The sequence below is a fragment of the Vibrio celticus genome, from assembly GCF_024347335.1.
Lineage (GTDB): Bacteria > Pseudomonadota > Gammaproteobacteria > Enterobacterales > Vibrionaceae > Vibrio > Vibrio celticus.
In genome coordinates, this window is sequence record NZ_AP025464.1 from 1,098,696 (window position 1) to 1,125,533 (window position 26,838).

The window sequence follows — 26,838 nt, forward strand, 5'->3', positions numbered from 1 at the left end:
CAGCATACCTAGCCTAGGTTGGTCATAGAACCCAAAAAGCCGCATACCTTTCAAGGTCTGCGGCTTTTTAACTCTTACCAAACAATCACTTCACTCAAGCTTAGTCTTAGGTTTAAGTTCAGGGGCAGACTTTGTTCATCACTATCGTGAAATCCCCTTCTGCGTAGCCCTCTATTAAAGAGACATCATCGCAGAGCGTTTTACAGAAACGATAGACACCTTGAGGGTGATAACTCATCAAGGTATTACGTGAAGGATATTGGCTTGAATTGAGAAGATTAAAAATCACCGTCTGATTCGCCAACTCAAACATACGAGTAATCATGTTTGTCAGATAGTCAGGATCACGAGAGATGTAGTTCAGTGAACCACTAGCGATAACAATGTCGTGCACCTCAAGGCTCATTTTACTCATGTCACCCGACAAAAACTGACAACGATCTTCTGTGTAGTTCTGCCTAGCCTTTTTTAGAAAGCCTGCATGTTGGTCAACGCCGGTGTAAGATTGAATACGATAGATGCTGTCGAGTAGTTCAAACAACTCGCCATAGCCACAACCCAAATCTAAAACACGCTTCTTTTCGAAGTCCGCCGCACGAGCGATCACTTCAAAGCGACACAATTGACTCTCTTCACTAGTCCAACCTAAAGCTTTAGCCTTGTCGCCATTCGAGCGGTTAGTCTGTTTTCGATGATAGCGATACACCTTCCAACGATCGAGCCAGTGCATTCAAATCAGCCCTACTTCAATGAACATCAGCACACCTTGATAAGATTAAGCTTTAGAACTTGAAGAAAAGAGCCCACCGATTTTATAACCGATCGCATAGCAAACCACGGCGACAGTGACAAACACCAATGCCGAGAAGAAATACGCTACAGACGCTGCGACACCAGCCCCCCACACGACACTGAACACCAAACCGAGATAAGCCTCTTTTGGCCACTGGTAGATAGGAAACTGAGCGCCGCCGGCAATTAGGTAAACCGTCGCAAACAAGCCAATGAAGGTAACAATAAGACCGATGAGAACGCGAATGTTCATGGAGAGACCCTTGATTAATTTGAGCTTGGTTGCCATTGTTTTTAGTCGAAAGCGGATATGCTTAGTCGAAACCGAATATTCTCAATCGAAACAGAATGTTATTAATCGCAACCTGATGATATTCAAGTATATCGGATAAAAGGAACTGGCTCTATTACTCTTCCGAGTGAGCTTTTAGTCACGACAGGCAAATGGCACTCGACAACGAAAACCTAAGTTCGCTTGATTAGCAGGCACAAAAAAGCGGACACCCTTCTTACGTTAACTCCGTAAGCAAAGTGTCCGCTTTAACTGAATCTAGCTTAAAGCAGGATGAAAATACCCGCTAAGCATGCACTCATTAGGTTTGCTAGCGTACCAGCAGCTACAGCCTTCAAACCTAAGTTTGCAACTTCAGCACGGCGCTCTGGTGCCATAACACCGATTGAACCTAACTGAATCGCGATAGAACCAATGTTAGCAAAGCCACACAGAGCAAAAGTCACGATTACTTGGCTGTGTTCAGATAGTAGCGCTTTGTTCTCAACGAAGTCGATGAAAGCAACAAACTCGTTCATAACGATCTTCTGACCGATGTAAGAACCTGCCATCAATACTTCATCACTTGGGATACCGATTAGCCATGCAAGAGGCGAGAACAGGTAACCGAAGATAGCTTGCAGCGTAATACCCGCAAAACCGAACGTTTCACCTAGGCTTTCTAGGCCAGTGTTGACCATCGCAATCACACTCACGAAGGCAACCAACATAGTACCAACCGCTACCGCAACCTTCATACCGTTCATCGCGCCGCTTGCCAATGCATCAATCACGTTGCTTTGGTCAGCTTTATCTAGTTCGATATGGTCGTAATCACTTGGTGTGCTGCGCTCAGGAACGATGATCTTCGCCATTAACAGACTGCCCGGAGCCGCCATAAAGCTTGCAGCGATAAGGTATTTAAGCTCAACACCAAGGCCAGCATAACCACCAAGTACACTACCCGCTACCGACGCCATACCACCTGCCATTACAGCAAACAGTTCCGAACGAGTCATAGACTTTAAAAAGGGACGAATTAGAAGAGGAGACTCACCCTGAGAAAGGAAGATATTACCTGTAGCAACCAGAGATTCAGCTTTACTTGTACCCAGCAGTTTTTGCACCGCTCCGCCCAAGATTTGAATCACTTTTTGCATGACGCCTAAGTAATAAAGCGCAGAAATCAAAGCACTGAAGAAGATAATGATTGGAAGCACGCGAACCGCGAAAATGAAGCCTTCAGTAGCAAGGTCACCGAAAAGGAATGCGATACCAACGTCTGCAAAACCAAGCAGGCTAGAAACACCATTACTTAGGCTTGTTAGCGCCAATTGTCCCCATGGGAAATACAATACTAAGGCTGCAAATCCGATTTGAAGTAATAGTGCACGAGAGACCGTTTTCCAGTTAATTGAAGAACGACTTTCAGATAGCAGGTACGCGCAAGCAATCAGTGCAAGAACACCGACAAAACCAAATAGAATATTCATAATGTGTCCTAGTAATCCTTAAAGAGTGAACATGAGCCAAGCAAATGACATCAAAGGAACAGGACAAAGAACCGCAAGCAAAACGCTACGCGATGAAGGAGCTAACAGGGTTAGCGAATGTAACAACGAGTTGTTCATGTAAAAAATCACCTTATACAAGCAGTGGAACGTAGCTGGTCCGGTCCGTGGGGTCATTCACATATCCATGTGACGGCTTGTATTGGCTAAGCACCGGCTTAAAACCGGAAGAGAAGTATAAACAGTTAAGTGAGACTTTCATCACATTTTTTGACGCAAACGATCGCGCGGTCAAGGATTAAGCAAAATGTATTGTTTGTCGTCATTTTCGTGCTTCAAAACTGTAAACAATCTGTAGGGAGTTGAATTTGTAATGTTAAGTCTTTAAGTGTGTGAGCGTAATCACTCGGTTAATTCTGTGTGATTCTTACTACTTTTCTGTGCTCTGCCTCATTTCCCGAGACTTCAATATTCATCTTAAGTTTAGATGCGTATATACTTTGTGTGATCTCACCAAATAATTATCTATAAAATACCAATAGAGCTGATTAGATATAACAGCCATCGAGACTAAGAGAGGAAACACGTGAAGAAAATGGAAGCTCCGCACGACATGAACAATGGAGCTAGATTCAAAACAAATAGACACGGCTATGTGACAGTAGTTGAATATTATAATACCTATACTGTTATTGTCGCGTTTGAAAATACCGGAAATATCCGCGCTATTAGTGCGGCGAAATTACGTACAGGTCAACTCACCGATCGCTCTGTTGCGCCTGAATCAATTATGATTGGTGAAAAGGTTGAATCGGTTAAACACGGGATATTAACCATAACCCAAGTTGAATCTGAAAATATTGTCGTACTGACCAATGCCAATAACGAAGAAATTAGAATGTTATTGCCTGCCGTACAGAAAATGAAAGATAAAACTGAAGAAGTCGACAGTGAAAATATTGCCTCACCAAAACCAACCTCTCTTAGCCAACTGACTAAAAGAAATAAAAAGACCAAAGACGTTAATAGCATGCTTAAGAAAATGCTTACTGACTACGGTCGATACGATTAATTCTCTATTTTCTACAATAAAGCCTCTATAGATTTATATTCTGATATAAAAATTAATTAAGCCCGCCTTTCTCAATAAAATACGTTGCATATTCGAGTGAAAAGTTAAATTTGATCAAAGTCTCACTCTGGATCTTTACTACAAATTAACGAGATCTCCGTCACAATCTCATTTTAGCTTTGTGATGGAGATCTTATTGAAATCTGAATATTTCCATTACTATGCTCTCACACAATAAGAGAACGAAGTTTCTCAACCCCTAAAATCCAATTGAGACAAATATTATGAAAAAGATTCTTGTAGTTTGCGGTAACGGCCTTGGTACTTCTCTAATGATGGAAATGGCAGTAAAAGAAGTCGCTAAAAAAATCGGTTTCGAAGCAGAAGTTGATCACGAAGATCTATCATCTGCAGCATCAAGCAATGCGGATATTTGGGTTGCAGCAACCGACGTTGCAAACCAACTAAAAGACGCTGGTAAAGAGAACATCATCAGCCTTAAAAATATTTTTGATAAAGCATCAATTGAAGAACAACTAAAAACTTTCATGTAAGGTCAAATTTATGCAAAACTTTTTCGAGTTCATGCTCGGCTTATTAAAAGAGCCGGCGATCATGGTAGGTTTAATTGCTTTTATTGGCCTAGTTGCACAAAAAGCAGATGTTTCTACCATTCTAAAAGGCACAATTAAAACCGTAATGGGTTTCCTAATTTTAGGTTTTGGTGCTGGTGCTCTTGTTGGCGCACTAAATAACTTCTCAGTTGTATTTACTGAAGCATTCGGCGTAAGTGGTGTTATTCCAAATAACGAAGCAATTGTTGCATTAGCACAAGAAGCATTCGGTTATGAAATGGCTCTAATTATGTTTTTCGCATTCGTTGTGAATATTTTATTGGCTCGTTTAACACCTTTAAAATATATTTTCTTAACGGGTCACCACACAATGTTCATGTCTATGCTGGTAGCGGTAATCCTGTCTACAGCTAACATCGAAGGCACTGCTTTAGTTGCAATCGGCTCGATCATTGTGGGTTCACTGATGGTTATCATGCCTGCACTTGCTCAAAAATACACAGAGAAAGTGATGGGTACTGATCAGTTGGCGATGGGTCACTTCTCAACGTTCTCATACTTAGTATCGGGTTACATTGGCAGCAAGTTTGGTGACACTTCAAAATCAACAGAAGACATCAACGTACCTAAGAGCCTAATGTTCTTGCGTGATACGCCTGTTGCAGTAGCAACAACAATGGCTATCTTCTTTATGTTTGCTTCAATTGTTGCTGGCGGTGACTTTGTTGAAACAGTATCAAACGGTCAGAACTGGGTAGTATTCACCTTCATGCAGTCTCTTGTGTTTGCCGGTGGGGTTTACATCGTACTGCAAGGTGTGAAGATGCTGATTGCTGAAATCGTTCCTGCATTCAAAGGTATCTCTGACAAGCTAGTACCGGGCGCAAAACCTGCTCTAGACTGCCCTATGGTATTCCCTGTAGCACCAAACGCGGTACTTATCGGTTTCCTTTGTTCTTTCGCTGCTGGCCTACTAGCAATGGCAGTTCAAGGCGCGCTTGGCTGGACAATCATTGTAGCTGGCGTCGTTCCACACTTCTTCGTAGGTGGTGCAGCAGGCGTTTACGGTAATGCAACAGGCGGTCTACGTGGTGCAATTCTAGGTTCATTCACGCAAGGTCTATGTATCTCTTTCCTACCAATGCTACTGCTTCCAGTACTGGGTGGCCTTGGTCTTGAAGCGACAACATTTGCTGACTTCGACTTCGGTGTTGTTGGTCTTATCCTAGGGTGGATTGTTTCATGAGCTTATTCGATTTAATTGGTAACCAAGGCGTTATCATCAACTCTGAAGAAAACCTAACGGTTGATGCTGCGATTGATGTGACTTGTTCAACACTGCTAGCGAGCAACAAAATCGAAGCAAGCTATGTTGAAGCTATCAAGCAAAAACACAAGGACATTGGCGCGTACTATGTTCTAGCACCAAAGATTGCGATGCCTCATGCTCGCCCTGAAGATGGTGTGAACGAAGCATCACTGCAAGTAACGGTATTCAAAAAGGGTGTTGATTTAGAGTCAGAAGACAACGGTGACGTTTACCTTTTGATTACTCTGGCGGCGATGGACTCAGATAGCCACATCCATACGATTATGGCGCTATCAGAGTTGTTCCAAAATGATGATGACATTGATGCCATCATCGCAGCGGAAACTGAGCAAGCGATCATCGAGATCTTAAAACGCTACTAATCTCGATATAAAGATCCTGATAAGCCCCCATGAAGAAAGCGATAGCCTCGGCTATCGCTTTTCTGTTTCTGGTGCTTGGTCATTCCTCATCGAATATGAGTTAAGGCATCACACCTCGAAAGCATTCAGTGGCGTTAAAACGCGTACATTCTTTTATCTGTCGATAATTCAAAGCAATATTGCGCGTGTTTATTAAGGCACTCAAACACTTCTCGATCCAACTTAAAGTTATCAACGTGGTCCGTCAAAATAGCGAGTGTTTCTTCTAATGTCATACCTGCACGATAAGGGCGAGACTGAGTTAGCGCTTGAAACACATCCACTACAGCAACAATTCGACTGGGTTGATCCAACTCTTCAGCCGTTTTGCCCATTGGGTAACCCGAACCATCTAACCTTTCATGGTGATTAGATGCCCACTGACAAACCTGAGGTGAACTGAACAACTCCTGCAATGCGAATCGAGTGTCCGTTGCATGGCGTTTAATACAGCAATACTCTTCTTCAGTAAGTAAATCCGGCTTATGCAGAATGTCATTAGGGGTTTGCAGTTTACCGATATCATGAACCAACCCAGCCAGATAGAGTTTACGCTGAGTGGTGTATGAATAACCCAGCTGTTTGGCGAGGTATTCTGAAAGCTGCCCAACCTTCAAAGAGTGCTTAAAGGTAAACGAACTTTTGGTATCAACGACGTTGGCAATAAATTCGGCAAAGGCCACTGTTTCATCCAACGACATCTGTTGAGAGAAGAATGGCACAGGCTCAAAATTATCCCTCATGTTCTCGATGTATGGGATCTCCATAGAAAACCAGAAATCATCTAGATCGACCAACTCACACATGTGTTGAACAAGGTTGGTTTCGAACATCTCATCGGCTTGTTCAGTCAAACGTTCAATGATGCTCGCTTTACCATCGGGTGTTAGGTTTCCATAACGATCAGAAGAAGTTATGCCGTATAGATAATCCACTCTATCAGCAAGCATCACGATAGCTGCTAACTCTTTTTCTAACTCGCTGATATGAATAGCCTTTAGCTCAGACCACGGAGTATGGTGATAAAGAACCGGCTTAGCGAATATAGAAAGAACTGGGCACTCTTTTAATATTTGGTAGCCCTTTTGACAATGGTGATAGCTTGAGTCAGGTACAAACCCAGACGTTAAACTGAGCTGTTCATCAATTTGCGAGACACCACAGTCGTGAATCAAGCCTAACGAAAACGCGAGCTGCGCTTGCTCTTCTTCCCACCCCACACTCAGAGCACATCGATACGCGATGTAGCCCACTCTCTGTCCATGATTTTTACTTTCGAAACCGACGTTATCAAGCGCCTTAGCAATACCGAATAGAGCCTTCCTTAGGTCCACGGTCACGTCCTGGCAATGTTGATTCATTATTTAAGCCTAGCATTTTTATAGTTTTTATATATTTAGGCCGCTAATACTAATGCATAGCTAATGATTATATACACAACTATTGTAAGGTTTAATGAGTTTCGTGATAGATCTAACGTATCACGAAAAATCCGTGCTACAAGTGGTTGCATATTAAAAATCATGCGACATTATAGCCTGCCGACTAAGATTCGCTTAAATTAAGCAGCCATAAAAAAGGAAAGACATGTTTAAAACGGTTATCGACAACGAACTCTCCATCGCATTGGTTGAAGAAAGCTTCGCTTCTCACTACGCGGAAATCTCACAAAGCCAGAATGAGTACCTAAGCCAATGGCTCGCGTGGCCGCCACATTGTAAAACCGAGCAAGACTTTAGGATCTTCATCCAACGCTCGCTACACGATTATGCGGAAGGGAAAAGCATGACTTGTGCGATCGTGTATCAAGACAAGGTCGTCGGTAACTGCAGTTTCAATACCATTGACCATGATAAGCAAAAGGTGACGATAGGTTATTGGTTATCTGAGACATACCAAGGAAAGGGGATTGTGACGCGCGTTGTCCAGAAGCTGATTGATATTGCTTTCAATGAGTTAGATATGGAAAAGGTCGAGATATCAGCCGCAACCGGTAACCAAAGCAGCCGCAAGGTTTGTGAGCGCTTACATTTCACGTTAGAAGGCATCATCACGCGTAACGAGAACTTGAATGGTCGCATCGTTGACCACGCTATTTATGGCCTTCATCGCTCTAAGCTCTAAGCTCTAAGCTCTAAGCTCTAAGCTCTAAGCAGTAGTACTAAGAAGTCACTAGCTTGTAAATCGGAATATGAAAAAGCCACGGTATTAGTCCGTGGCTTTGTTATTTGACGAGCCAGAAGAGCTCTTAAAGCTACAGTTTATGCGATCTTAGGAATCACGATACTGAACTTGGCACCACCATGGTTGCTGTCGTCGATTTTAATATCCCAAGAAAGCTTTTTAGCCGCCGATAGAGCAATCGCGAGGCCTAACCCCAATCCACCTGTGGTCGACGTTCTGCTTGAGTCTAGTCGAGAGAACGGAAGGAATACCTCATCACGCTTATTTTCGGGTATTCCAGAACCATTATCTTCAATCACCACCAGCCAGTTTTCTGAGTTCTCATCTAACGTCATCCACACTTTGTCTTTCGTGTAATTACCCGCATTCTTAAGAACGTTATCGAACACCAAGCGCGCCATTGAACAGTCACACTTAATCTTGCACTCTAGCTGTACCTTAGATTCAAAGGTGGCATTGTCTAGTTTCGAGTAACGAATTCGGTCTAGGCAATAGTCACGAAGATCGGAGGTCATTTTAACGAGCTCAAAGAAAGAGTTATCCATGACATTCAACTTCGACAGCATGATGATTTCTGACGTGAGCTCGTTGATATCCTCAATGTAGGTATCAATGTCATCGAAAAGAACCTGATGATTATCGGGGGCTCCCCTTCTTAGGATATCGGTCGCCAGTTGAATACGACTTAGCGGAGTTCGTACTTCGTGTGGGATAGCTTGAGCGAAAATATGACTTTGTTTTACTTTGCTTTCGATCTCTTCAGCCATGAAGTTAAAACTGCTGGCCAAATCAGAAACAGGATGGATATCGTCCATGTCAGATCGAGTACTAAGCTTGCCCTTACCAAACTGTTTCTGCTTCTCGACGAGCAACTCTATTCTTTCTTGAAAACGCCTCACAGGTAAGTAAACACTTGCTCCAATCGCCACAATCACAGCCAACAACAGCCCTAACAAAAAGTGTCGTTCTGAGTCTTCGTACCATTCAATGTCAGGAGAGAAAAAGTCCCCTACCTCACTGAACCCAAAACTGAATTTAGAGTTTGGTAGCTGAAACACGGCCGAATAGAGGTTGTCATCACTTAGATATATCGGCACACCGTTTAAGGTTGTGTATAACTCACATTGTTGGCAAGGCGCCTCGCCCGACCAATTCTCCAACAGGCGCAAATTGAAGATATAAAATTGTTGGTAGCCTGTTCTATCGAGCTCTTTATAGAGTGAGTTTTCTTGATTGTGTTGACGAACATACTGCTCCGCAAAGTAGATGCCATCATTGAGGAAGGTTTCGATCTCGGTGCGTCGCATGTGCCCCTCACCAAGGTTCAAGAACAAAAATATCGTTGCCGACATCCCAGTCACAATCCCAAGGTATAAGCGAGCAAACATCGAAACCGAGCGAAGCTTCGTAGCAATGAACTTACGCAACCAGCATGTACCCCTTGTTGCGAACCGTACGAATCAACTGTTTGTCTTTTGCGTGAATGCGCAGCTTTCGGCGTAACCCAGACACGCGCATATCAATCGAGCGGTCGTTGAACGCGTAATCTATCCCTCTAAATAACTGACAGCACTGGTCTCGAGTCACGACCTGACAGATGTTATTAACGAGAAGGTTTAAGATTTCAAATTCAGCAGAAGTAAGCTTAAGGTTTTGGCCGTAGAGCGTGGCACTTTGAGCAGAGCTGTTGATTACAATATCGCACTGTTTTTCAGCCGTAGTTTCTTGGGCAGTTGTTACGGGAGTCGCTCGACGTAATAACGCTTCAATTCGCGCTAACAAGGCATGGCCACGAATCGGTTTGGCAACGTAATCGTCCGCACCAAATTTAAACAAGCTGACCTCGCTCATTTCATCGGCGGAAGCCGTTAGCACTAAAATCATTCCATTGTAAAACTCACGGGCTTGACGGCAAATTTGCGCTCCGCTCATCCCTGGAAGCATCAAGTCCAACAGCACTAAATCAGGTTCAATACTGCGGATCGCTTCAAGTGCCAAGTTCCCTTCATGAACAACGCTAACATTGTAACCTTCAGCTTCGAGGTAAAGCGTCGTTAGACGAGCTATCTCTTGGTCATCTTCAACAATGAGCACTTTGGTTTTCGACATTCCTATCACCAGTATTTATTAAAAGCGAAGGCAGTATATATACTGGTCATAGATCATCAATATTGGAATCAGAGCCCTACATTTACCGTACGCAAAACATAGTAATCACTTTTGTACATACACGTTTACAGAATAGAGAACCAACAACCGGTGCGCCTTGGTTTATCAAGGTTTCCTCCTTCAGAGCACATTATTTGCTGTGTTTTAATCGCCTACCACCCGCTTACATTTGCTTTATTTTCTTACGCGCACTTACATTTGATGCGTTTACAAAACCCAATCAAACCAACTATCCATACACCAATGATATAACAGTTAATAATACTGAAAAATCTCAATTTACTGGATATAAAATTCAATGTTATAGACTTACAAGCAAAGGTAATCGATTACCTAATCCTACGCTCAGAGCTTTCCATTTTTCATCGTGAGGTGGACCCTGTTAAGCAATACCTTATTAAAGTAACATTCACCCCATTAATAAATAGATTCAATATTACGCAATAATTACTTCCACAGGGCCTATTTTAAGATGAATAAAACGCTTTCACTGTTATTGACCACCACCGCTTTAATTTCAATATCGTCTTCTACTGACGGTTAGAAACCAGAATCCAATTTGATGCGCGACAACCGAACACACGATTTCGGTGATCGCTGTTCGACCAAAATATCAGTTCACCGAGTTCAATATGATGACAAGTTATCAACCTTTCGAGCATCTCCAGTGTCCAATTTGAATATATGACATTGATAATAAGAGAATAACTTGGGCAAACAGCAGCGCCCTTCCTCTATGGGAGTCTGAATCTCTATTTGAGCTGACATCACGCGACTTTAGTGTCGAGATGTCAAAAGCAATCGAAGCGACATTGGAAGAGTACCAAAGGCAATTTCTACGCAACGAAAGCATCAAGACATGGTGGAACTTCACTCCCAACTACATTTCGAAGCGTGCATTATGTCTGTTTTCTGGGATCCCATTGCACGATGGTCGAACGGGTATGTTGGTACAAGTCGTCGCTGAAGAAGGCAGTTTAAGGCACGACCTCGCTTGCTCTGATGGTGCAAACCTCTCCCTTCTATTTGATAAGTCGGGAAGCGTAGTAAGTGCTAACTCCGCGTTTTTTCACAACTACGGCTCACCGTTTAGCACCCTATCCGACTTCGTTTCAAGTGAAGAGACAGCAGCACAATGGCTGTTTACCGTGCGCAAAGGCCGAGAGATATTAGAAGAAGTCAGCTGCGAAATAGATGGCAAGACACACCACTTTGATGTGCAAGGAAAGTGGCTCTTTGATAAAAGCGAACTGCTGTTAAACCTAACCTGTACCACAAAGCAAAAAGAGAAGCTGATAAAAGCCAGATACAACGCAGAACACGACTGTTTAACGGAGCTTTATAATCGCCGTGGGATCAGCAACCTTCTAGAAACCAGCATTGCCTATCGCTCACCGTTTGAATTGATGTTTGTCGACCTTGATGGCTTCAAATTAGTTAATGACACTTATGGGCACACTGTCGGAGACCAACTACTCAAACAGGTTGGTGAACGCCTTAAACAGTTGGTTGATGAGAAATGCATGATCGGGCGATTTGGTGGCGATGAATTCATTGTGATTGCCCACACCTGCCGAAATCAAAATATCCCATTACTCTGCTCTCGTATCATTGATGCATTAAACCAAAGTTTCCATATCAGAGGCATCGGCAGTTTGTCTGTCGGTTGCAGCATAGGTACCGCGCATTTCCCTGATAACGCGGTTGACCAAGAAACATTGCTAAAACAAGCGGGTATGGCGATGCATCTTGCAAAAGCGAATGGTCGAAACCGCTTCCAAACGTTTACCCCAGACTTAGCGCAAACCCTGCATCGCAAAGTAGAGATCCGCCACCGACTGGCACGCGCCATAGAAAACGACGATCTCAACCTTCACTATCAACCGATCATGAACACTAACAGCGACAAGGTGAAAGGGTTTGAAGCCTTACTTCGATGGTCAGATAAAGAACTAGGTAACATCGTCCCTGATGAGTTTATTAGCTTAGCGGAGGAGACAGGGCAGATTGTACCGCTCGGGAAATGGGTTCTTAACTCTGCACTCAAACAGCTATCTATATGGCAACGTGAGTTTGATAGTGAGTTGATGATGAGTATCAATATTTCGAGTATTCAGATGCACGCAACCTTTGCCGAGCAGCTATTAGCAATGTTGAACTTCTACAATATCCAACCTCAAAGCATCGCCCTTGAGATCACCGAATCTTCCATGATCTTCAAACATGGTGAAGTCAGACAAGCGTTAAGCGATATTTCTAAGTTGGGTGTTGAACTTCACCTTGATGACTTTGGCACAGGCTACTCGTCACTATCGATGTTGCATGACTTACCGATTAGCACCGTAAAACTCGATAAAAGCTTTGTCCACGGTTCACACAAAGGGAGCAAAGCGATTGTCCAAGCCACCCATGCTATCTGTGAAAAATTGGGGTTAAAAGTGGTTGCTGAAGGTGTCGAAACCGAAACGCAAAAAGCGTTCTTAATCGATTGTGGATACGAGTATCTTCAGGGGTTTTTATTTAGTAAGCCAATTCCCTCAAATGAAGTCGAAAGTCAGTTTTTGAATGGTCGACAATCCTACAATTAAAGACTTATTTATCAATAAATTAAGTCGTTTTAATGTTTCGTAAACAATCGGCTGCTGTGGGTGTGTACGCTTACGTATGCTTACATAGCGTTTAACAGTAAGAGGAAATAATTAAGCTATTGTTTATAAAGAAAATTAATTAGAAATTCACCCAATAAAACACCAAACCATTATACCCACTAACTGTAATGACTTTGGTATTTAGATTACCCTCATTCCGTCCCTTTAGCAGAGCAAATAATCGGTAACCATGAACAGACAAAACGGCTTCACTCTTTTAGAACTCATCATCTCTGTATTAATTTTAGCGATCGTTTCGGCGACAGCTATGGTCAAGTTCTTAGACGTTCAAGGAAGTGCTCGGGCGAGTAAAATACATGATGTGGCTGGTAACCTTCGCACGGGTATCGATATGATCTACGCGAAGTCAGCAATTGCTGGCGTTGAGGATGAATGCAACTATGTTGAAAAGACGGAGATTGAAACCTACTACGTCTGCCACGGCTATCCAATCGCCTATGTTGACTCACTAAGAAGACTGCTCAATATCGACGCAACAGAGCTTCATGTCATCAACAAAGAAGTAGACTCTGGCAGCAATGCAGAAAGAGTAGCCGCCATCTCTTTCGACACCGAAAACTACACCTATTCGCCAGAAGGAGACTTTTGTCAGGTGCTTTACCAGCCAGAAAAAGAACCACAAATCGTGGTACTTGATGGTGCATGTTAAATACTCAACGATTGCACGCTTTCATAGTTAACACAAAGCCACCGCAACAGATCTTTGAATATCATGTGGTTACGCTAACATTTGCTCAAAAATAACACGAATTGATCTAACTTGTTGCTACTTACACTTTTAAGCAGTGCTCATGGTATAACACCAACCTCATTCATATCTTATTTTCATCACTAGCCGATGAATATTTACATGCACACATATTTGATACATATGTCAATGATAATCCCATTAAAATCCTTTAATCAACACCTCATGATAAACATCACCCTTTCCCTATTTTAAATATCCCATCTTAAAGTTTCATTATTTAAATTCCGTAACAGAATAAATTAAAGTCAATTATTTAACAAATATAGTTAATTCTATCATTGATTAATTTAATTAAATCACCAAAACAATAATCCGTTTAAATTATATTAATATCACATAAACTGACATAATTTAATTTTATCCTGAAAAATTCTGATAAATCTGACACATAGATAATCTGAATGAATACCATCAGAAGCTACATTAGAAACCTCTAAATCCAGTCGCTAAACCTACCGCGTAGAAGCTGTGAAATGGATAAATACCAAAACAAATGGATAAATCCCCTTTACCCCTTGTAAATCATTGGCTTTCATTTATAAATTCAACTTTTGGGTGAACATCTCCATAACCTTTCATTAAAGCCCAAATTCTGCGATTAGTATCAACATCTTAAGAGAAAATGGTGACATTTTGGTTATATTATTTAGATCGAACTCTTGTGTTGAATGACAATCCCAGCCATCACATATCCATCACACAAATATAATAACTATCGCTTAGGAGTTGAGCTATGCACTGTTCTTTCAATATAAATAACAATAATGAGAGCTTGCAACTGATCTACAATGAAGAAAAAATATACATAAAAAGAGACAGTAATAAGATATCAGAGGAAACTCTTAATAGTAAAGAGAGTTTTGTTTTCAAATACCTTATTGAACACTCGTCAATATCAAACCCTCAATCTGCACGAGATGTTGAAGAATCTTTTAAATTACATTTTGACGAAGAGTTTAGCTTATACGCGTTAAAAAACATTATTGCTTCTATAAGAAAGAAATATCGAAGCTTATGTAAAAAAGCGAAGGTAGATAATAATAGCGAACTTATCTCTAACCTTTATCATAGACTGAACCTTAAGCATTAAGACCAGCATAAATCCCGTCTAACGTGATGTTTTTCTTTGACTTCCTCTGGGCGGACTTTTGTGCGTTCTTAAATATATAGCTAGAGGCCCATTCCAGTTTATTACCTATTTCTGACCATGCCTTGTGGCTGATACATTCAAATATGGGCAACAGCCACACATCCACATTTTTTGCCGCCTTAAACAGCGAGACCGATGGCATTATCTGAAGCGCAGTACTGCGCCTGATGATCAGCGAGAGTAAACTGGCCCAGATAAGCCCATCAACGATGGCCTTTTGTGCGGTGACAAATCGTTGCCAGTTTGTGTGAGATTTTAATTCTTTAAAAAGCAACTCCACCTGCCATCGACAGCGGTAGATCGCCATTATGTCATCAGCAGTATAGGTACCTGAAGGCAAGTTAGTTAACCAAATACAGAATCGCTTTTCTTCTGCAAACCAACGTCTTACCACTCTAAATTCTTGCTTACCACTACGAACTTTAAGGTCGAGTACCTGTGAGCGATTAGTACCTCGAGTGATGTCTTTGAGCTTCTTTCCTTCTAGTTTAGATAAATGCCGGCCCTGACCGTTTCTCGCTTCTATAACATGAGGATTCAGGGACTTTGCTCCTCGAAAAATATAGAAACCACCATACAGTTCAAGCTCAGTAAAGAATTGGAAGTCAGGGTACCCTGCGTCAGCCAACAACAATTTGTTACTCATTGTTTTGGGGGGCGGGCAAAAAGTCTCTTTCTGATGCTGTATCAGCGCTGATGCTCATTGCGACTGGAGAAAAGCTTTTTTAAAGACATTGTCATATGGCATTCAACTGCGGCTGGATTGCGTTTAAATCGGCTCGGGTAAACGTTCGAAAGGTCACGATGAATGTGGAAAGAGCTACCATCTTGAAGCAGCACATCATCAAAGGTAGCGAGTTTATCTGGTAGGTTGGCACTCTGCTGGCGAGCAAACTGAGCTATCGCTCGCATGGCCAATTGGCGCATGAATATCGGAAATTCTTCTTTCTTAACTGGTTATGGTAGGGCTTATAAGCCACAGTATCTTTAGCGCTTAAGCACATCCCATTGAATTGCCTTAGTAAATCGGCAATAGATGAGCAGTTTCCTTTGCTCAAAGCGGCCACTAGGCTTACTACTAGCTGGTCGGGTAAGATAGCCCGACATCGCTTCATAAGTCCTGTACTTTTCGCCATTTTTTGAAGGCTATCAGCATTAAAGAATTGCTTAAACTGCTTTTGTAGGGAGATAATCGTCATCGGCTTCACGGTTGATATGGGTGGTTTGTTTGGCGACGATTATCTGATCATAAATGAAGCCTTTTTTCTATCTAAATAAATAGCTTAGAGCTTAAGATCCTGTCTATGTAACCTTTATAAGGTAGGTTACTTTATCGATCTCGATAAAAGCTCAACCAACCGTATCGCACCTAAGTACGACATCAACCAGTTCAAGCCCAGCCAGTTCGAGATGTTGAAACTGATGTTCAACACCTATCATAGAGAACTGATTAAGGCTCTGATAACCGTGTTCACCATCTCTTCATTTTTCCTCTTCGTTGTCTACTTTTTCCAAATCCTTTATACGACGAAGATTGCAGATGAATACAGCGAAAACACCAAACATATTGTTGAAGAAATCATGCTCTATGGTTGCGATAACCAAGGGGCTGTGCACTCATTAAGGCATTCGCTCAACCTAGATTCTGTCATCATGACTACGTCTTATGGTTCATGTTATATCTCCAAAACACGATCGAAAATGGTAGACCTTGATCAAGTTGATGACTTTTACGATAGTGCCGATTTCGCTTATTCACGTTTCGCAGACACTAAGCATGACATTGACCTTACGGTGCGTATTTCTACACGCTCTATTGAAGCTCGATACAAGAACTCACTATTGCCGCTGTTAGTCGACTCGGTCTCGATCCAGAAGAATGGTTATTACATTCTGAACCTTGGTGAAGAAAGTAAAGCTATCTATCAAACATCACTGCCAACCGGTGCAACCATTACCTTTTACAGTGACGATATTACCGTACTGTGGACTGCGCTTTCTCTGATTCTCGCCACACTGCTTTATCGTTCCTATATTCTGGGCTTTATGATCTACCTGTTTCGTTGGAAACACATCTCCTTTGAAGAAGAGCCCATCATCAACACCGAAGACAACAGCGTCCTGTATTACGAGTTGTTATCTCGAGTTCGTAACGTCGGCGTTTTAAGCTTCATTAACACAATGAGACGCACCAATTTACTCACCTTTCACACTATCTTGCTCATCGAGACGGTCAGAAAAGCCAAATTACACAACAGCCATGAGATCTATGGTGTCAACGTGTGTCCGAGCGCTTTGGTGGGGTCGAACTTCGCAAGGCTCAGAGAGCATTTGGCCGCGATGGAAGCGAATGAATTTGTCGTCGAGATTACTGAATATTCGAATATTGGCTATGGATGTGAGGTTATCGATAACATTAAGGATATCAAAAAGCTTGGTATTACCATCGCTCTGGATGACTTTGGTACGGGTAATAACAACATCGAAATCATCAATGTTATCTCTCCGACCTATCTAAAACTGGATCGTTGCTTTGTTAAGGATATCGAGTCAGGAGAGCACCATCAGGGTGTATTGCTTAATATCTCTGAGATTGGACGCTTATCAAATATCACGATGATTTATGAAGGTGTCGAGACGCGCAGGCAGCAATATATCTTGTGCCAGCTAGGCTACAACTTACATCAAGGCTATCTGTATAGCCGGCCCAATGACTCAGAGGAGCAATAGGCCCCCCTATTAGAAATCTTGATGAGCAACCATTTCCTATTCAAATAATCATCGCTCATACAGCTGCTTGAAAGCCCACAAGGACGTAGGCTTCAAGTACCCTCCCCGCCAAACATGCTTTATCCAACTATAAAAATATCCGATCCATTTTCATAAAATCCTTGCCAATTCGAATAAAAAGGTTAGTGTTATACACATGTATATCACCATGCAGTTTTAATTATGACCGAATGGAAAGACGACCAACCGATCTTTAGGCAGCTTGCCTCAAAGATCAGTGACCAAATTCTTCAAGGTGTTTGGTTAGAGCAACAAGCATTACCCTCTGTGCGCGCGGTTGCTGCCGATCTCAAGATCAACCACCTTACTGTCATGAAAAGCTATCAGTTACTGGTGGATGAAGACTTGGTAGAGAAAAAACGCGGCCAAGGCATGTATGTGGCCGAAGGGGCACTTCAAAAATTGAAAGAGTCTGCACACCAATCATTCATCAACACACAGATCCCAGCCATCGCTGAGACGCTAGGCATCATTGATATGAGTGTCGAAGAACTCGTGAAACAGCTAGCACAACATATAAAGGACAAGTCATGAGTACGTTACTTTCCGTGAAAAACGTAACCAAAACCTATTCAAATCAAGTGGGTGTCGAAAATATCAGCTTTGAGTTAAAGCCAGGGCAAGTACTTGGTCTGCTTGGCCACAATGGCGCGGGTAAATCGACTCTGATCAAATCACTGCTTGGTGGACACAACTATCAAGGTGAGATTGAAGTAAACGGCTACCACCCTATCCACCAGCACGCAGAGCTCATGCAGCACTTGTCGTACATCTCAGATGTTAACGTGTTACCAGAGTGGATGACGGTTAAACAACTGCTTCGATACACACAAGGTGTGCACCCTAGCTTCAACAAGCAAAAAGCAGAACAGACGTTAAGCAGCACCAATATTAAGTTGTCTTCTACTATCAAGCAGCTTTCTAAAGGAATGAAAGTACAACTTCACCTTGCGATCATCATCGCGACTGACACTCAAGTGTTGATCTTAGATGAGCCTACACTGGGCTTAGATTTGCTGTACCGCGATACTTTTTATCGCCACCTACTAGAATGGTTCCACGACGGCGAACGCGCCATGATCATTGCAAGCCATGAGGTTTCAGAAATTGAACACCTATTAACGGATGTACTGATTTTGAAGCAAGGTCATTGTGTCCTGCAAAAAAGCATGGAAGACATCGAGAGCGACTATTTCATTATTGAAGTCGCAAACAACCATTCAAGCGAGATTCAGAAACTCAACCCACTGACCTCACAATCAGGGCTAGGCACTACTAAGTGGTTATTAGAAGGTCAATACAAAGCGCAGGTTGAATCACTGGGTAACATCTATAACGTTGGTCTCGCAGATCTATTCCTTGCAACACAGACGGAGAAGGCATAATGCATCCAAGTTTTTACATGCTAGAAAAAGAACTCATCGAGCACAAAGTTAACACTCGATTGCCTCTGTTTGTCGCGTTATGTGGTTTCTTACTGTTCGTTGGTCTGTTCTTTAATGGCGCAGCACAACATGAGTTTTTCTTTGAAATGCAAGTGAACGGTGACGTGAGCGACATCCACAGAGAGTTCGCACAAGATCTCAACTCAGTGATCTACTTTGGTGCGGGCCTTATTTCACTGATCCTGTCGACGCTATATATCCCTAAAACGCTGCGTAAAGAGCGCCAAGAAGGCAGTTCGATGTTTTGGAGAAGTATGCCGGTATCTAACGCAATGACTCACGGCGTGAAGCTAGGATTCGGTTTAGTGGTTATTCCGGCTATCTGTGCATTGTTAGTGCTGTTCGCAGATTTTCTATTCTGGATATTGAACGTCTCAAGTGAACAACAACTGGCGCTATTGGTTGAGCAGCAATCTCTGTTTTATGTGCTGAGCAACTGGGTCGTGTTTTTTGGACGAATGATGTTAGTTGCACTGGTTTTATTGCCACTGGCAACCGTCACTCTAGCGATTTCGCAGCTGGTAAACTCTCCATTGCTTGTCATTTTCATCTCAAGCTATGCGATTAAGTTCCTCTCTGTCGCCGTTTTTGGGTTCTATGGCATCAATGACTTCCTATCTCTCATCGCGTCATTGCCAATGAATGTGCTCATAGCAAGCAACCCATTAAGTGCGATTGCAGAAGCGCCGATTTTATCTCTAGGTATTTACGCACTGATCGGTGTTGGTGGCTATCTGCTGAGCCTAAAGCTGAACCGAACCGATGATGTCAGTTTGAAGACGCTCTTCCAACGTTAACGCATTCGCTCCTGACGTTGGTGTTATCTCTCCCGAGCAGGTAACCACATCAGATATCAAAATCTAAATCAAAGCTTCTGAGAAATCGGGAGCTTTTTTTGATCACGACTTTGCGAATACAGAGATGGGTAACAAGAACAAAGAGACAGAGGGGTTTTAGTTAGGAGTAACAGAGTGAAGCAACAAGAGAATCTAAGAGGAGGTATTAATGAGCTGACATTGAATGCATTGTTGTTAATGCCTGTCAGCTCTTTGGAGGATGATTTCTTTAGTCGCCGACCAGATGAAGATCCTTGAGAGTGCTAATGAAATCGATTTGTAGCGTTTTACATTTGATTAAGCTTTTCAGCTTTTTTTATCTTAAAGCTTTACGATTTAAAGCTTATTTCTTTGAAGCTTCTTTCGCTGTGTCTTTCCAGTATTGGATGCGAACGCGATGAAGCTGTGCTCTTCTCATTTTTTTCATAAGGGATATTTCCTTTTCTTTAACTGCTCTTCATGAGCTATTTTTATTGCCAACCATTCGAATCTAACGGTGTTTGATGTCCAGATCAATGATACAAATCACAAAATTTATAGAGTTTTGAGTACCATTTACATCAAAGTATGACCTAGCTATCAACTATGGCTCAATTCAATCCTATGAGCCGCTCTTCAAAATTAAGGTTAGTTCTCTCAGATGACAAATTCATTTCAGTATCAATACAGTTCAATGATACTAATTTAATAGACCGGACCAACGCGGATTTAGTTCCAGCATCTTATCTTTTATTACTCGCCTTACCCATAAAGTTACAGCGTAACTAGGCCTATATTCAATGTGAACAATTAATCGCCACATTAGCCTATACGTCACAACATCAAAATGGGATTATGTTTGTAACGGGTGGAACTTTTGATAGAAAAAAGCCGTAGTGAATAAAATTAAATGGACGTAATTATGAGTAAAGTAATTCTGCAAGGGCATATTCTAGTGCCAGACAACGACCTAAAAGCCGTCACACAAGCCTTGGTTGTACACAAAGAACTGACACTGGAAGAACCTGGTTGTATCGTGTTTCGAGTCAGTCAGAGCACGCTTCAACCTAATCGCTTTGAAGTGTATGAAGAATTCACTAGCCGAGAAGCATTCGAAGCGCACCAACAGCGAGTCAAAGCCTCTGAATGGGGTGAAATCTCCAAGAATGTGACTCGTCATTATCAAGTCACCGATGTTCCGACATCATAATGATACATCCGCTAGCCAACAGTATCGTCACGTTGATCAAACAAGATCCCTTACGAATGCAGGTTTTAGACTGTGTCGCTCAGCTGGATTTGCCGCAGTGCTATGTTGCTGCGGGCTTTGTGAGAAACCTCGTTTGGGATCACCTACATTGTTATGCCTCCCCGACTCCACTCAATGATATTGATGTGATCTACTTTGATCCCATTGATACCTCTTACGAATCGGAGCTTAGATACGAGGCTCAGCTTAAACAACGGTTACCCGAACTGAATTGGCAAGTTCGCAATCAAGCCTGCATGCACACCAGAAATGGGGATGAACCTTACCAAGGCTCATTGGATGCGATGAGTTATTGGCCAGAGAAAGAAACCGCCGTCGCCGTAAAGCAAAGCCTCAATGGAGACATCGAATGTATTTCGTCTTTTGGTTTAGAGAGTTTGTTTGATTTGCAAATCACACCCAACCCAAAGCGTAACCGAGATATCTTTGATCAAAGAGTACAATCCAAGAACTGGCTGACCCAGTGGCCCAAGTTAACGATTAGTCACAGTGAACTAGCTTTCGAATTCAAACGCTAAAACCATTGACTAAAATCCCAATCAGATCGAACATGCCCCACTTATTAACTTATTAACTTATTAACTTATTAACTTAGTAACTTAGTTAGTAACTAACCAACTCATCAACCGCGCGTGGCGACTAGCAGCTACGCTCTCTCGTCATACTGAGTAACGACCATGAACCAACAATACATGCTGCAAGCACTCGAAGCTTCGCGCCAAGCCTTACCTGATTGCCAACCAAACCCGCCAGTAGGCTGCGTTTTGGTAAAGAACGATAAGGTGGTATCTGTTGGGTACACGCAAAAAGTCGGTGGAAACCACGCCGAGGTTGAAGCACTGAATAGCTATGACAGCGAAACGGACGGAGAAATGGAAGGGGTTACCGCTTACGTAACTTTAGAGCCATGTTCATTTGTTGGCAGAACACCCGCTTGCGCCAATACATTGGTTAAAGCCGGTGTAAAACACGTAGTAGTAGCAATGCTAGACCCTGACCCTCGCAATAATGGCCGTGGTGTTGCGATCCTTGAATCGCACGGCGTGAAGGTGGATGTGGGGTTATGCCAAGCGCAAGTAAGCGCCTTTTTAACCCCTTACCTTGGTAAGTCCTAGATCTTAAACAGCCAGTGCTAGTTCAATTTCACGCGGTAAAGCGGATTGACTGGCTTATCGACAAAGTATGACCAAATATGATCGTAGACGGCATGTTGGTTGGGGAACGGCGCAAGTGCTTTCGCTTCCTCTAAATCGCACCAGCAGTACTCTGTATGTTCGTCATTCAGTTCAATCGCTTGGTTGGGTGGGCATAGCACCGCAAACACAGGGATTAGCTGAATCACATTAACGTGAGCCTCGTAAAACTGCTCCAGAAACTGCGCGTTATACAAAGCTTCCACTTTAATTTGGGTCTCTTCTTCAAATTCGCGCACGATAGCCTGCCAACCTGTTTCGCCCGCTTCAATCGAGCCTGCGACATGGCACCAAAACTCGCCCTTCACACGCTTCATTATTAGCATTTTCATTTGTCCGTCGATCTCTGAAATAGCGACACCGGATACAATCGAAGTATTGAGTGGAATCATAGCGTTACCTTAGGTTGAACAAGAGGGCGGCAAGGCTACCACTCTTCGTTTGTGAAGTTACCTTCTATGATTAAAAACGAGAAGTTACTCATCAATTAATGAAGTTCAAGCCATAGCTCATGGGTTCAGTGTTAACCATCTCGCTTAGCTATCCAGTAATAGAACCATTTCTTATTTGAGGCGTATTTCGATAAAGAGTAGAATCGCCGCCTTGTACTGTGTTTAAAGCCTTTAAACATACACAGTAGACTCACAACCATTTATCACCACGATATAAGTAGTAAGACGACAATATGCACTCATCCAAACCAACGCACGTCTCAGAAAACAGCCACACACCTGAGCATTGCTTCACTCGCTTTCAACAGCCGATCGAGTCATATTCGTTGCCTGAGCGTTTCACCTTCCCGTTCTATTATGAACCACACGCACTGTGTGAAATCGCTTCTCATCAGCTTCAACAATATCTAGAAACTCAAACCGACTGGCAGCATGACTTCGGACTGGATTCTGACGCTGGTCGCGGCAAAATGTTTGGTGTGTTACTGGTGAAAAGCCCTGAAGGTGAATTGGGTTACTTCTCTGCTTTCTCTGGAAAAATCGCCGACCAAAACCTACTGCCCCATTTTGTGCCACCCGTATTCGACATGTTGAGCAGCGACAGCTTTTTCCATCAAGACACAGCCGACATGATGGCTGTGAATGCGAAGTTTAAAGCGCTGCAAGCAAACGCTGATTACCTTGAACTGTGCGAGCAACTGGCACAACAAAAAGCACAAGCTGAACAAGAGATCGAAGCGCAACGTCTGTTGATTATAGAAGGCCGAAAAACACGTAAAGAACAACGTGAACAAGGTAAAGAAAGCCTTGATGAGCAAGCCTTCGAACAGCTAAATAACGAGTTAAACAAGGCCAGTGTTGCCGACAAAAATCAGCAAAAATATCTTAAGCTCAACTGGGAACAGACTCTGCAAGTGTTGCAGGCTAAAGTTGATGTGTTCACTAATCAATTAGCTGAACTCAAAGAGCAAAGAGCACACCTTTCTCATCAGCTTCAACACAAGTTGTTTTCACAATACGCTTTCCAAAATGCGGAAGGAAACATTGAGGATCTGAACCAGATCTTTGAAGACACCCCAAACAAGATACCACCAGCGGGTTCTGGCGAATGTGCCGCGCCCAAGCTGCTGCAATACGCGTATTTGAACGGTTACACACCGCTGGCATTGGCTGAATTTTGGTGGGGTCGCTCACCGAAGTCTGAAATCCGTAAACACAAGAAATACTACGCGTCTTGCCAAAGTAAATGTGTACCGATTTTAGGCCATATGATGAAAGGCCTAGAGGTGGATCCAAACCCATTGCTAGAGAACCCAGCAGAAGGAAAAGACCTCGATATCCTGTTCCAAGATGAACACATCGTTGTAGTCCACAAACCAGCAGGTTTTCTATCCGTGCCAGGTAAAAACATTAAAGATTCCGCCTACACACGTGTTCAAGAAATGCACCAAGATGTTGAAGGGCCATTTGTTATCCACCGTTTGGATATGGCGACCTCAGGCATTCTGATATTTGCTCTAACACGACGTGCGAACAAAAGCTTACAGAAGCAGTTCATTACTCGTGAAGTTGAGAAGCGATATGTCGCAATGATTGAAGGTGTACTAGACCAAGACGAAGGCTATATTCGACTGCCATTGCGTGGTGACTTGTATGACCGCCCTCGTCAGATTGTTTGCTTCGAACACGGCAAGCCTGCAGAAACCAAATGGGAAGTGATTGAGCGAAACGAGCAAACCACTAAGGTTTACCTGCACCCTAAAACAGGCCGTACACACCAGTTACGTGTTCACTGTTCACACCAAGAAGGGCTTAACATGCCTATCGTGGGTGACGGCCTATATGGCAATAAAGCCGACCGACTGCACCTACACGCAGAAAGACTTGCACTGCACCACCCAGTCACCAAAGAGTGGATGGAGTTCCAGTTCGACGCTGAATTCTAAAATCTCTCATTAGTATCGAGCTTTAAAAAAGGAGTCACACCGCTTGTGGCTCCTACCTCTTTTGGGTATATCTCCACGCTTATTGCACTACATCAAGATTCACTTTGTTGTGAAGAGTAGCATGCCCTCCTTCTTCTCTCCTTGAGGCCTTTGATATGTCATCAGCTGCTTTGAATATACAACCCAACACAACTACGTCTTCCGTGATCACTTCGCAAGCACTAAGCTTGAAACCACTCACAGACAAAAAGCCAGACCTAAATTCAGCAATGCTGAGCCTAATTGAAGAAGTTAAAAACGAACTCCCACTTTACGAATCAGAGACGTTTATCTGTGGGCCAAAAGGAAACTGTTCGGGTTGCTCTAAAAAGCTACTAGAAATGGTCGACAGTGAGTTGATGTACTGGGAGCACAGTATTTCAATTGGCCAAGGCCCCAACTTCGAAGAACTGCGCCGTTTTGGTAAGCTATGCAGTAGCGTTAGACGCGGTTTAGAGCGTAACGGTTTAGTCGAAAAACGCCCAAAGAAAAGATAACAAGCCAACTCGATAATCATTACAATGTGTCGCTGGCGATCACAAGCCACCCTGCTACTAACTGATTGAACTCGTTAGCTATAAAAGCAATAATGTTTTGTAATACAATTCAGTGCACAGACCGACTTCGTAGATTCGAACTCATAGAGATAAGTTCATCGATACTTTCAGCATATTCTTGAACGACTCTATCCTTCTTGTCTGACGTGCCTTAGCCTTCTGTATAGCAATATCACATCAATTAAAAACCTATTTTGGACAACGGAGAGCCACCTTGAAGAGACCACAACCAGTACTGGGAAAGACCGGTATGCTATTTTTTCTCGTCATAATAAGTGCTTTCCCTCCATTGACCATCGACCTTTACTTACCTGCACTCCCGCAGATGGTCGAGGTGTTTAATACTGACCGATCAATGGTCAACCTAACCCTGAGCAGCTACTTCGTTACTTACGCCATCGGTCTTTTGTTCTGGGGGCCACTCAGCGAAAAATTTGGTCGTAAGCCGATCCTATTAATTGGATTAGCGGGTTATATGGTCGCGAGCATATTGTGTGCGATGACCAATAGCATCGAACAGTTAATTGGCGCTCGTGTATTCCAAGCCTTTGCTGGCAGTGCTATCACCGTTATCGCTACCGCCATTGTCAAAGATCTTTATGACGGCCGAGAACGTGAAAAGATCATGGCGACTATCATGTCACTGGTGATCATCGCACCAATGGTTGCGCCTGTATTTGGTGCCTTTCTACTGAAAATTGCTTCTTGGCGAATGATGTTTGTCACGCTCGCCATTTTTGGTGCATTTGCGTCAGTATTAGCTTGCTGCTACCGAGAAACACTCGAAAACAAATACCAAGGTTCTATATTCCGCTCATGGGGAAGAATGGGCGTGGTCATGAAAAACCGCTCGTTCGTCAAGCTGCTGGTCATTTTCTCTATCATACCGATGGCGTTGATGGGCTTTCTTGCGGCGGGTTCTTATATCTACATCGATCACTTTGGATTGACCGAACAACAGTTTAGTTACGCGTTCGCATTCAATGCACTGTGCGCCTCATTTGGTCCAACAATTTACATGAAGTTGTCCTACCGAATGCCGGTTCAAAAGGTCATCTCAGGATGTTTTGCTTTATTAGCGCTTGCGGGAATCTTCACCCTAACCATTGGTGACCTGTCCCCTTGGTTCTTTATGTTCATCGCTGCACCAGCGACACTGATGGCGATCATCATGCGAGTACCGGGCACCAACTTGATGTTGAACCAGCAAGATCATGACACGGGCTCTGCCGTCGCACTGATTCAGTTCTTCAGCATGATTTGTGGCTCGCTAGGCATGGTATTAGTGTCAATCCGTCCAGAGTCGCTGATTGAAAACCTCGGCTTTATCCAATTATCCATCGGTACGCTAGGCGGCCTGATGTGGCTAATGGTCAGAAACAAAGAGTTCGTGACTAATAAGCTGAATTAAGCCCTTCCAAGATAATCACTGACAGTATGATTCGATAAACCTGAG

23 protein-coding genes and 3 pseudogenes are annotated in these 26,838 nt (G+C 43.0%); 18 read left to right on the plus strand and 8 right to left on the minus strand.

Translation table 11 applies throughout. The features are described from left to right. Positions 1 to 118: 118 nt before the first annotated feature. The 3 genes from OCV19_RS20870 to OCV19_RS20880 all read right to left on the minus strand — a co-directional run bounded on the left by OCV19_RS20870 (position 119) and on the right by OCV19_RS20880 (position 2,556). Positions 119 to 730, minus strand: coding sequence for a class I SAM-dependent methyltransferase (locus tag OCV19_RS20870; RefSeq protein WP_065675829.1), 612 nt, complete (start codon positions 728 to 730; stop codon positions 119 to 121). Between the two features lie 45 nt (positions 731 to 775). Continuing rightward, the gene (locus tag OCV19_RS20875) at positions 776 to 1,045 is read right to left on the minus strand and encodes a hypothetical protein (RefSeq protein WP_065675828.1); all 270 of its coding nucleotides are present in this window, start codon (positions 1,043 to 1,045) and stop codon (positions 776 to 778) included. A 302-nt stretch (positions 1,046 to 1,347) separates the two neighbouring features. Next, positions 1,348 to 2,556 carry a NupC/NupG family nucleoside CNT transporter gene (locus tag OCV19_RS20880; protein ID WP_017060598.1) on the minus strand — a complete coding sequence of 403 codons (1,209 nt, stop codon included), beginning with the start codon at positions 2,554 to 2,556 and terminating at the stop codon, positions 1,348 to 1,350. Between the two features lie 613 nt (positions 2,557 to 3,169). On the opposite strand from OCV19_RS20880, the gene OCV19_RS20885 reads away from it, so the two are divergent. From OCV19_RS20885 to OCV19_RS20900, 4 genes are all read left to right on the plus strand, one after another. Beyond that, the gene (locus OCV19_RS20885; protein ID WP_048613010.1) at positions 3,170 to 3,646 is read left to right on the plus strand and encodes a hypothetical protein; all 477 of its coding nucleotides are present in this window, start codon (positions 3,170 to 3,172) and stop codon (positions 3,644 to 3,646) included. A 284-nt stretch (positions 3,647 to 3,930) separates the two neighbouring features. Further along, positions 3,931 to 4,200, plus strand: a complete 270-nt coding sequence (locus OCV19_RS20890; RefSeq protein WP_017064872.1) for a PTS sugar transporter subunit IIB — start codon at positions 3,931 to 3,933, stop codon at positions 4,198 to 4,200. 10 nt (positions 4,201 to 4,210) lie between these two features. Further along, positions 4,211 to 5,467 (plus strand): PTS ascorbate transporter subunit IIC, encoded by a 1,257-nt coding sequence (locus OCV19_RS20895; RefSeq protein ID WP_065675827.1) that lies wholly within the window; start codon positions 4,211 to 4,213, stop codon positions 5,465 to 5,467. After that, the gene (locus tag OCV19_RS20900) at positions 5,464 to 5,913 is read left to right on the plus strand and encodes a PTS sugar transporter subunit IIA (protein ID WP_065675826.1); all 450 of its coding nucleotides are present in this window, start codon (positions 5,464 to 5,466) and stop codon (positions 5,911 to 5,913) included. The genes OCV19_RS20895 and OCV19_RS20900 overlap by 4 nt, the downstream gene beginning before the upstream one ends. A 134-nt stretch (positions 5,914 to 6,047) precedes the next feature. Here the strand turns inward: OCV19_RS20900 and OCV19_RS20905 are convergent, their stop codons facing one another. After that, a complete protein-coding gene (locus OCV19_RS20905; RefSeq protein ID WP_048608967.1) occupies positions 6,048 to 7,313 on the minus strand; it encodes an HD-GYP domain-containing protein in 1,266 nt (421 codons plus the stop codon). 226 nt (positions 7,314 to 7,539) lie between these two features. On the opposite strand from OCV19_RS20905, the gene OCV19_RS20910 reads away from it, so the two are divergent. Continuing rightward, on the plus strand, positions 7,540 to 8,076 hold the full coding sequence (locus tag OCV19_RS20910; protein WP_065675825.1) for a GNAT family N-acetyltransferase: 537 nt from the start codon (positions 7,540 to 7,542) through the stop codon (positions 8,074 to 8,076). Positions 8,077 to 8,213: 137 nt separating this feature from the next. Here the strand turns inward: OCV19_RS20910 and OCV19_RS20915 are convergent, their stop codons facing one another. Both OCV19_RS20915 and OCV19_RS20920 read right to left on the minus strand, forming a co-directional pair. Continuing rightward, the gene (locus OCV19_RS20915; RefSeq protein WP_065675824.1) at positions 8,214 to 9,563 is read right to left on the minus strand and encodes a sensor histidine kinase; all 1,350 of its coding nucleotides are present in this window, start codon (positions 9,561 to 9,563) and stop codon (positions 8,214 to 8,216) included. After that, positions 9,556 to 10,245 (minus strand): response regulator transcription factor, encoded by a 690-nt coding sequence (locus OCV19_RS20920; protein WP_029405609.1) that lies wholly within the window; start codon positions 10,243 to 10,245, stop codon positions 9,556 to 9,558. The genes OCV19_RS20915 and OCV19_RS20920 overlap by 8 nt, the downstream gene beginning before the upstream one ends. A 740-nt stretch (positions 10,246 to 10,985) precedes the next feature. On the opposite strand from OCV19_RS20920, the gene OCV19_RS20925 reads away from it, so the two are divergent. The 3 genes and pseudogenes from OCV19_RS20925 to OCV19_RS20935 all read left to right on the plus strand — a co-directional run. Continuing rightward, positions 10,986 to 12,893, plus strand: coding sequence for a putative bifunctional diguanylate cyclase/phosphodiesterase (locus tag OCV19_RS20925; RefSeq protein ID WP_240508220.1), 1,908 nt, complete (start codon positions 10,986 to 10,988; stop codon positions 12,891 to 12,893). Positions 12,894 to 13,143: 250 nt separating this feature from the next. Continuing rightward, positions 13,144 to 13,623: a type II secretion system protein gene (locus OCV19_RS20930; RefSeq protein ID WP_017060589.1), complete on the plus strand. Its 480-nt coding sequence runs from the start codon at positions 13,144 to 13,146 to the stop codon at positions 13,621 to 13,623. Between the two features lie 835 nt (positions 13,624 to 14,458). Next, positions 14,459 to 14,791: pseudogene (locus OCV19_RS20935) on the plus strand (EAL domain-containing protein); the annotation flags it as partial. A 13-nt stretch (positions 14,792 to 14,804) separates the two neighbouring features. Here the strand turns inward: OCV19_RS20935 and OCV19_RS20940 are convergent. Continuing rightward, positions 14,805 to 16,074: pseudogene (locus OCV19_RS20940) on the minus strand (IS4 family transposase). 103 nt (positions 16,075 to 16,177) lie between these two features. Between OCV19_RS20940 and OCV19_RS20945 the strand changes: the two are divergent. From OCV19_RS20945 to OCV19_RS20975, 7 genes and pseudogenes are all read left to right on the plus strand, one after another. Further along, a pseudogene (locus tag OCV19_RS20945) lies at positions 16,178 to 17,605 on the plus strand (EAL domain-containing protein); the annotation flags it as partial. Between the two features lie 222 nt (positions 17,606 to 17,827). Beyond that, the gene (locus OCV19_RS20950) at positions 17,828 to 18,199 is read left to right on the plus strand and encodes a GntR family transcriptional regulator (RefSeq protein ID WP_017079597.1); all 372 of its coding nucleotides are present in this window, start codon (positions 17,828 to 17,830) and stop codon (positions 18,197 to 18,199) included. Then, the gene (locus OCV19_RS20955; RefSeq protein ID WP_017072200.1) at positions 18,196 to 19,050 is read left to right on the plus strand and encodes an ABC transporter ATP-binding protein; all 855 of its coding nucleotides are present in this window, start codon (positions 18,196 to 18,198) and stop codon (positions 19,048 to 19,050) included. Before OCV19_RS20950 ends, OCV19_RS20955 begins: the two co-directional genes overlap by 4 nt. Further along, positions 19,050 to 19,907, plus strand: a complete 858-nt coding sequence (locus OCV19_RS20960; RefSeq protein WP_017083226.1) for a hypothetical protein — start codon at positions 19,050 to 19,052, stop codon at positions 19,905 to 19,907. The genes OCV19_RS20955 and OCV19_RS20960 overlap by 1 nt, the downstream gene beginning before the upstream one ends. Before the next feature lie 940 nt (positions 19,908 to 20,847). After that, positions 20,848 to 21,135, plus strand: coding sequence for a putative quinol monooxygenase (locus tag OCV19_RS20965; protein ID WP_017091513.1), 288 nt, complete (start codon positions 20,848 to 20,850; stop codon positions 21,133 to 21,135). Continuing rightward, complete coding sequence (locus OCV19_RS20970) at positions 21,135 to 21,713, plus strand: nucleotidyltransferase family protein (RefSeq protein WP_065677373.1); 579 nt, start codon at positions 21,135 to 21,137, stop codon at positions 21,711 to 21,713. The genes OCV19_RS20965 and OCV19_RS20970 overlap by 1 nt, the downstream gene beginning before the upstream one ends. A gap of 159 nt (positions 21,714 to 21,872) precedes the next feature. Further along, complete coding sequence (locus OCV19_RS20975; RefSeq protein ID WP_065677372.1) at positions 21,873 to 22,310, plus strand: bifunctional diaminohydroxyphosphoribosylaminopyrimidine deaminase/5-amino-6-(5-phosphoribosylamino)uracil reductase RibD; 438 nt, start codon at positions 21,873 to 21,875, stop codon at positions 22,308 to 22,310. Between the two features lie 17 nt (positions 22,311 to 22,327). On the opposite strand, the gene OCV19_RS20980 is transcribed toward OCV19_RS20975, so the two are convergent. After that, entirely contained in the window at positions 22,328 to 22,780 is a 453-nt protein-coding gene (locus OCV19_RS20980) for an NUDIX hydrolase (protein WP_065677371.1), read from the minus strand. Positions 22,781 to 23,073: 293 nt separating this feature from the next. Between OCV19_RS20980 and OCV19_RS20985 the strand changes: the two genes are divergently transcribed. The 3 genes from OCV19_RS20985 to OCV19_RS20995 all read left to right on the plus strand — a co-directional run bounded on the left by OCV19_RS20985 (position 23,074) and on the right by OCV19_RS20995 (position 26,793). Further along, positions 23,074 to 24,786 (plus strand): RluA family pseudouridine synthase, encoded by a 1,713-nt coding sequence (locus OCV19_RS20985; RefSeq protein WP_065677370.1) that lies wholly within the window; start codon positions 23,074 to 23,076, stop codon positions 24,784 to 24,786. Positions 24,787 to 24,941: 155 nt separating this feature from the next. Continuing rightward, positions 24,942 to 25,322 (plus strand): hypothetical protein, encoded by a 381-nt coding sequence (locus OCV19_RS20990; RefSeq protein ID WP_017088689.1) that lies wholly within the window; start codon positions 24,942 to 24,944, stop codon positions 25,320 to 25,322. 274 nt (positions 25,323 to 25,596) lie between these two features. Continuing rightward, complete coding sequence (locus tag OCV19_RS20995; RefSeq protein WP_442478166.1) at positions 25,597 to 26,793, plus strand: Bcr/CflA family efflux MFS transporter; 1,197 nt, start codon at positions 25,597 to 25,599, stop codon at positions 26,791 to 26,793. Positions 26,794 to 26,838: the final 45 nt, after the last annotated feature.

What these genes read in the sequence shown, in the direction of transcription:
- OCV19_RS20870 (WP_065675829.1), bottom strand. Translation starts at nt 730, where the DNA reads ATGCACTGGCTCGATCGTTGGAAGGTGTATCGCTATCATCGAAAACAG.
- OCV19_RS20875 (WP_065675828.1), bottom strand. Translation starts at nt 1,045, where the DNA reads ATGAACATTCGCGTTCTCATCGGTCTTATTGTTACCTTCATTGGCTTG.
- OCV19_RS20880 (WP_017060598.1), bottom strand. Translation starts at nt 2,556, where the DNA reads ATGAATATTCTATTTGGTTTTGTCGGTGTTCTTGCACTGATTGCTTGC.
- OCV19_RS20885 (WP_048613010.1), top strand. Translation starts at nt 3,170, where the DNA reads ATGGAAGCTCCGCACGACATGAACAATGGAGCTAGATTCAAAACAAAT.
- OCV19_RS20890 (WP_017064872.1), top strand. Translation starts at nt 3,931, where the DNA reads ATGAAAAAGATTCTTGTAGTTTGCGGTAACGGCCTTGGTACTTCTCTA.
- OCV19_RS20895 (WP_065675827.1), top strand. Translation starts at nt 4,211, where the DNA reads ATGCAAAACTTTTTCGAGTTCATGCTCGGCTTATTAAAAGAGCCGGCG.
- OCV19_RS20900 (WP_065675826.1), top strand. Translation starts at nt 5,464, where the DNA reads ATGAGCTTATTCGATTTAATTGGTAACCAAGGCGTTATCATCAACTCT.
- OCV19_RS20905 (WP_048608967.1), bottom strand. Translation starts at nt 7,313, where the DNA reads ATGAATCAACATTGCCAGGACGTGACCGTGGACCTAAGGAAGGCTCTA.
- OCV19_RS20910 (WP_065675825.1), top strand. Translation starts at nt 7,540, where the DNA reads ATGTTTAAAACGGTTATCGACAACGAACTCTCCATCGCATTGGTTGAA.
- OCV19_RS20920 (WP_029405609.1), bottom strand. Translation starts at nt 10,245, where the DNA reads ATGTCGAAAACCAAAGTGCTCATTGTTGAAGATGACCAAGAGATAGCT.
- OCV19_RS20930 (WP_017060589.1), top strand. Translation starts at nt 13,144, where the DNA reads ATGAACAGACAAAACGGCTTCACTCTTTTAGAACTCATCATCTCTGTA.
- OCV19_RS20950 (WP_017079597.1), top strand. Translation starts at nt 17,828, where the DNA reads ATGACCGAATGGAAAGACGACCAACCGATCTTTAGGCAGCTTGCCTCA.
- OCV19_RS20955 (WP_017072200.1), top strand. Translation starts at nt 18,196, where the DNA reads ATGAGTACGTTACTTTCCGTGAAAAACGTAACCAAAACCTATTCAAAT.
- OCV19_RS20960 (WP_017083226.1), top strand. Translation starts at nt 19,050, where the DNA reads ATGCATCCAAGTTTTTACATGCTAGAAAAAGAACTCATCGAGCACAAA.
- OCV19_RS20965 (WP_017091513.1), top strand. Translation starts at nt 20,848, where the DNA reads ATGAGTAAAGTAATTCTGCAAGGGCATATTCTAGTGCCAGACAACGAC.
- OCV19_RS20970 (WP_065677373.1), top strand. Translation starts at nt 21,135, where the DNA reads ATGATACATCCGCTAGCCAACAGTATCGTCACGTTGATCAAACAAGAT.
- OCV19_RS20975 (WP_065677372.1), top strand. Translation starts at nt 21,873, where the DNA reads ATGAACCAACAATACATGCTGCAAGCACTCGAAGCTTCGCGCCAAGCC.
- OCV19_RS20980 (WP_065677371.1), bottom strand. Translation starts at nt 22,780, where the DNA reads ATGATTCCACTCAATACTTCGATTGTATCCGGTGTCGCTATTTCAGAG.
- OCV19_RS20985 (WP_065677370.1), top strand. Translation starts at nt 23,074, where the DNA reads ATGCACTCATCCAAACCAACGCACGTCTCAGAAAACAGCCACACACCT.
- OCV19_RS20990 (WP_017088689.1), top strand. Translation starts at nt 24,942, where the DNA reads ATGTCATCAGCTGCTTTGAATATACAACCCAACACAACTACGTCTTCC.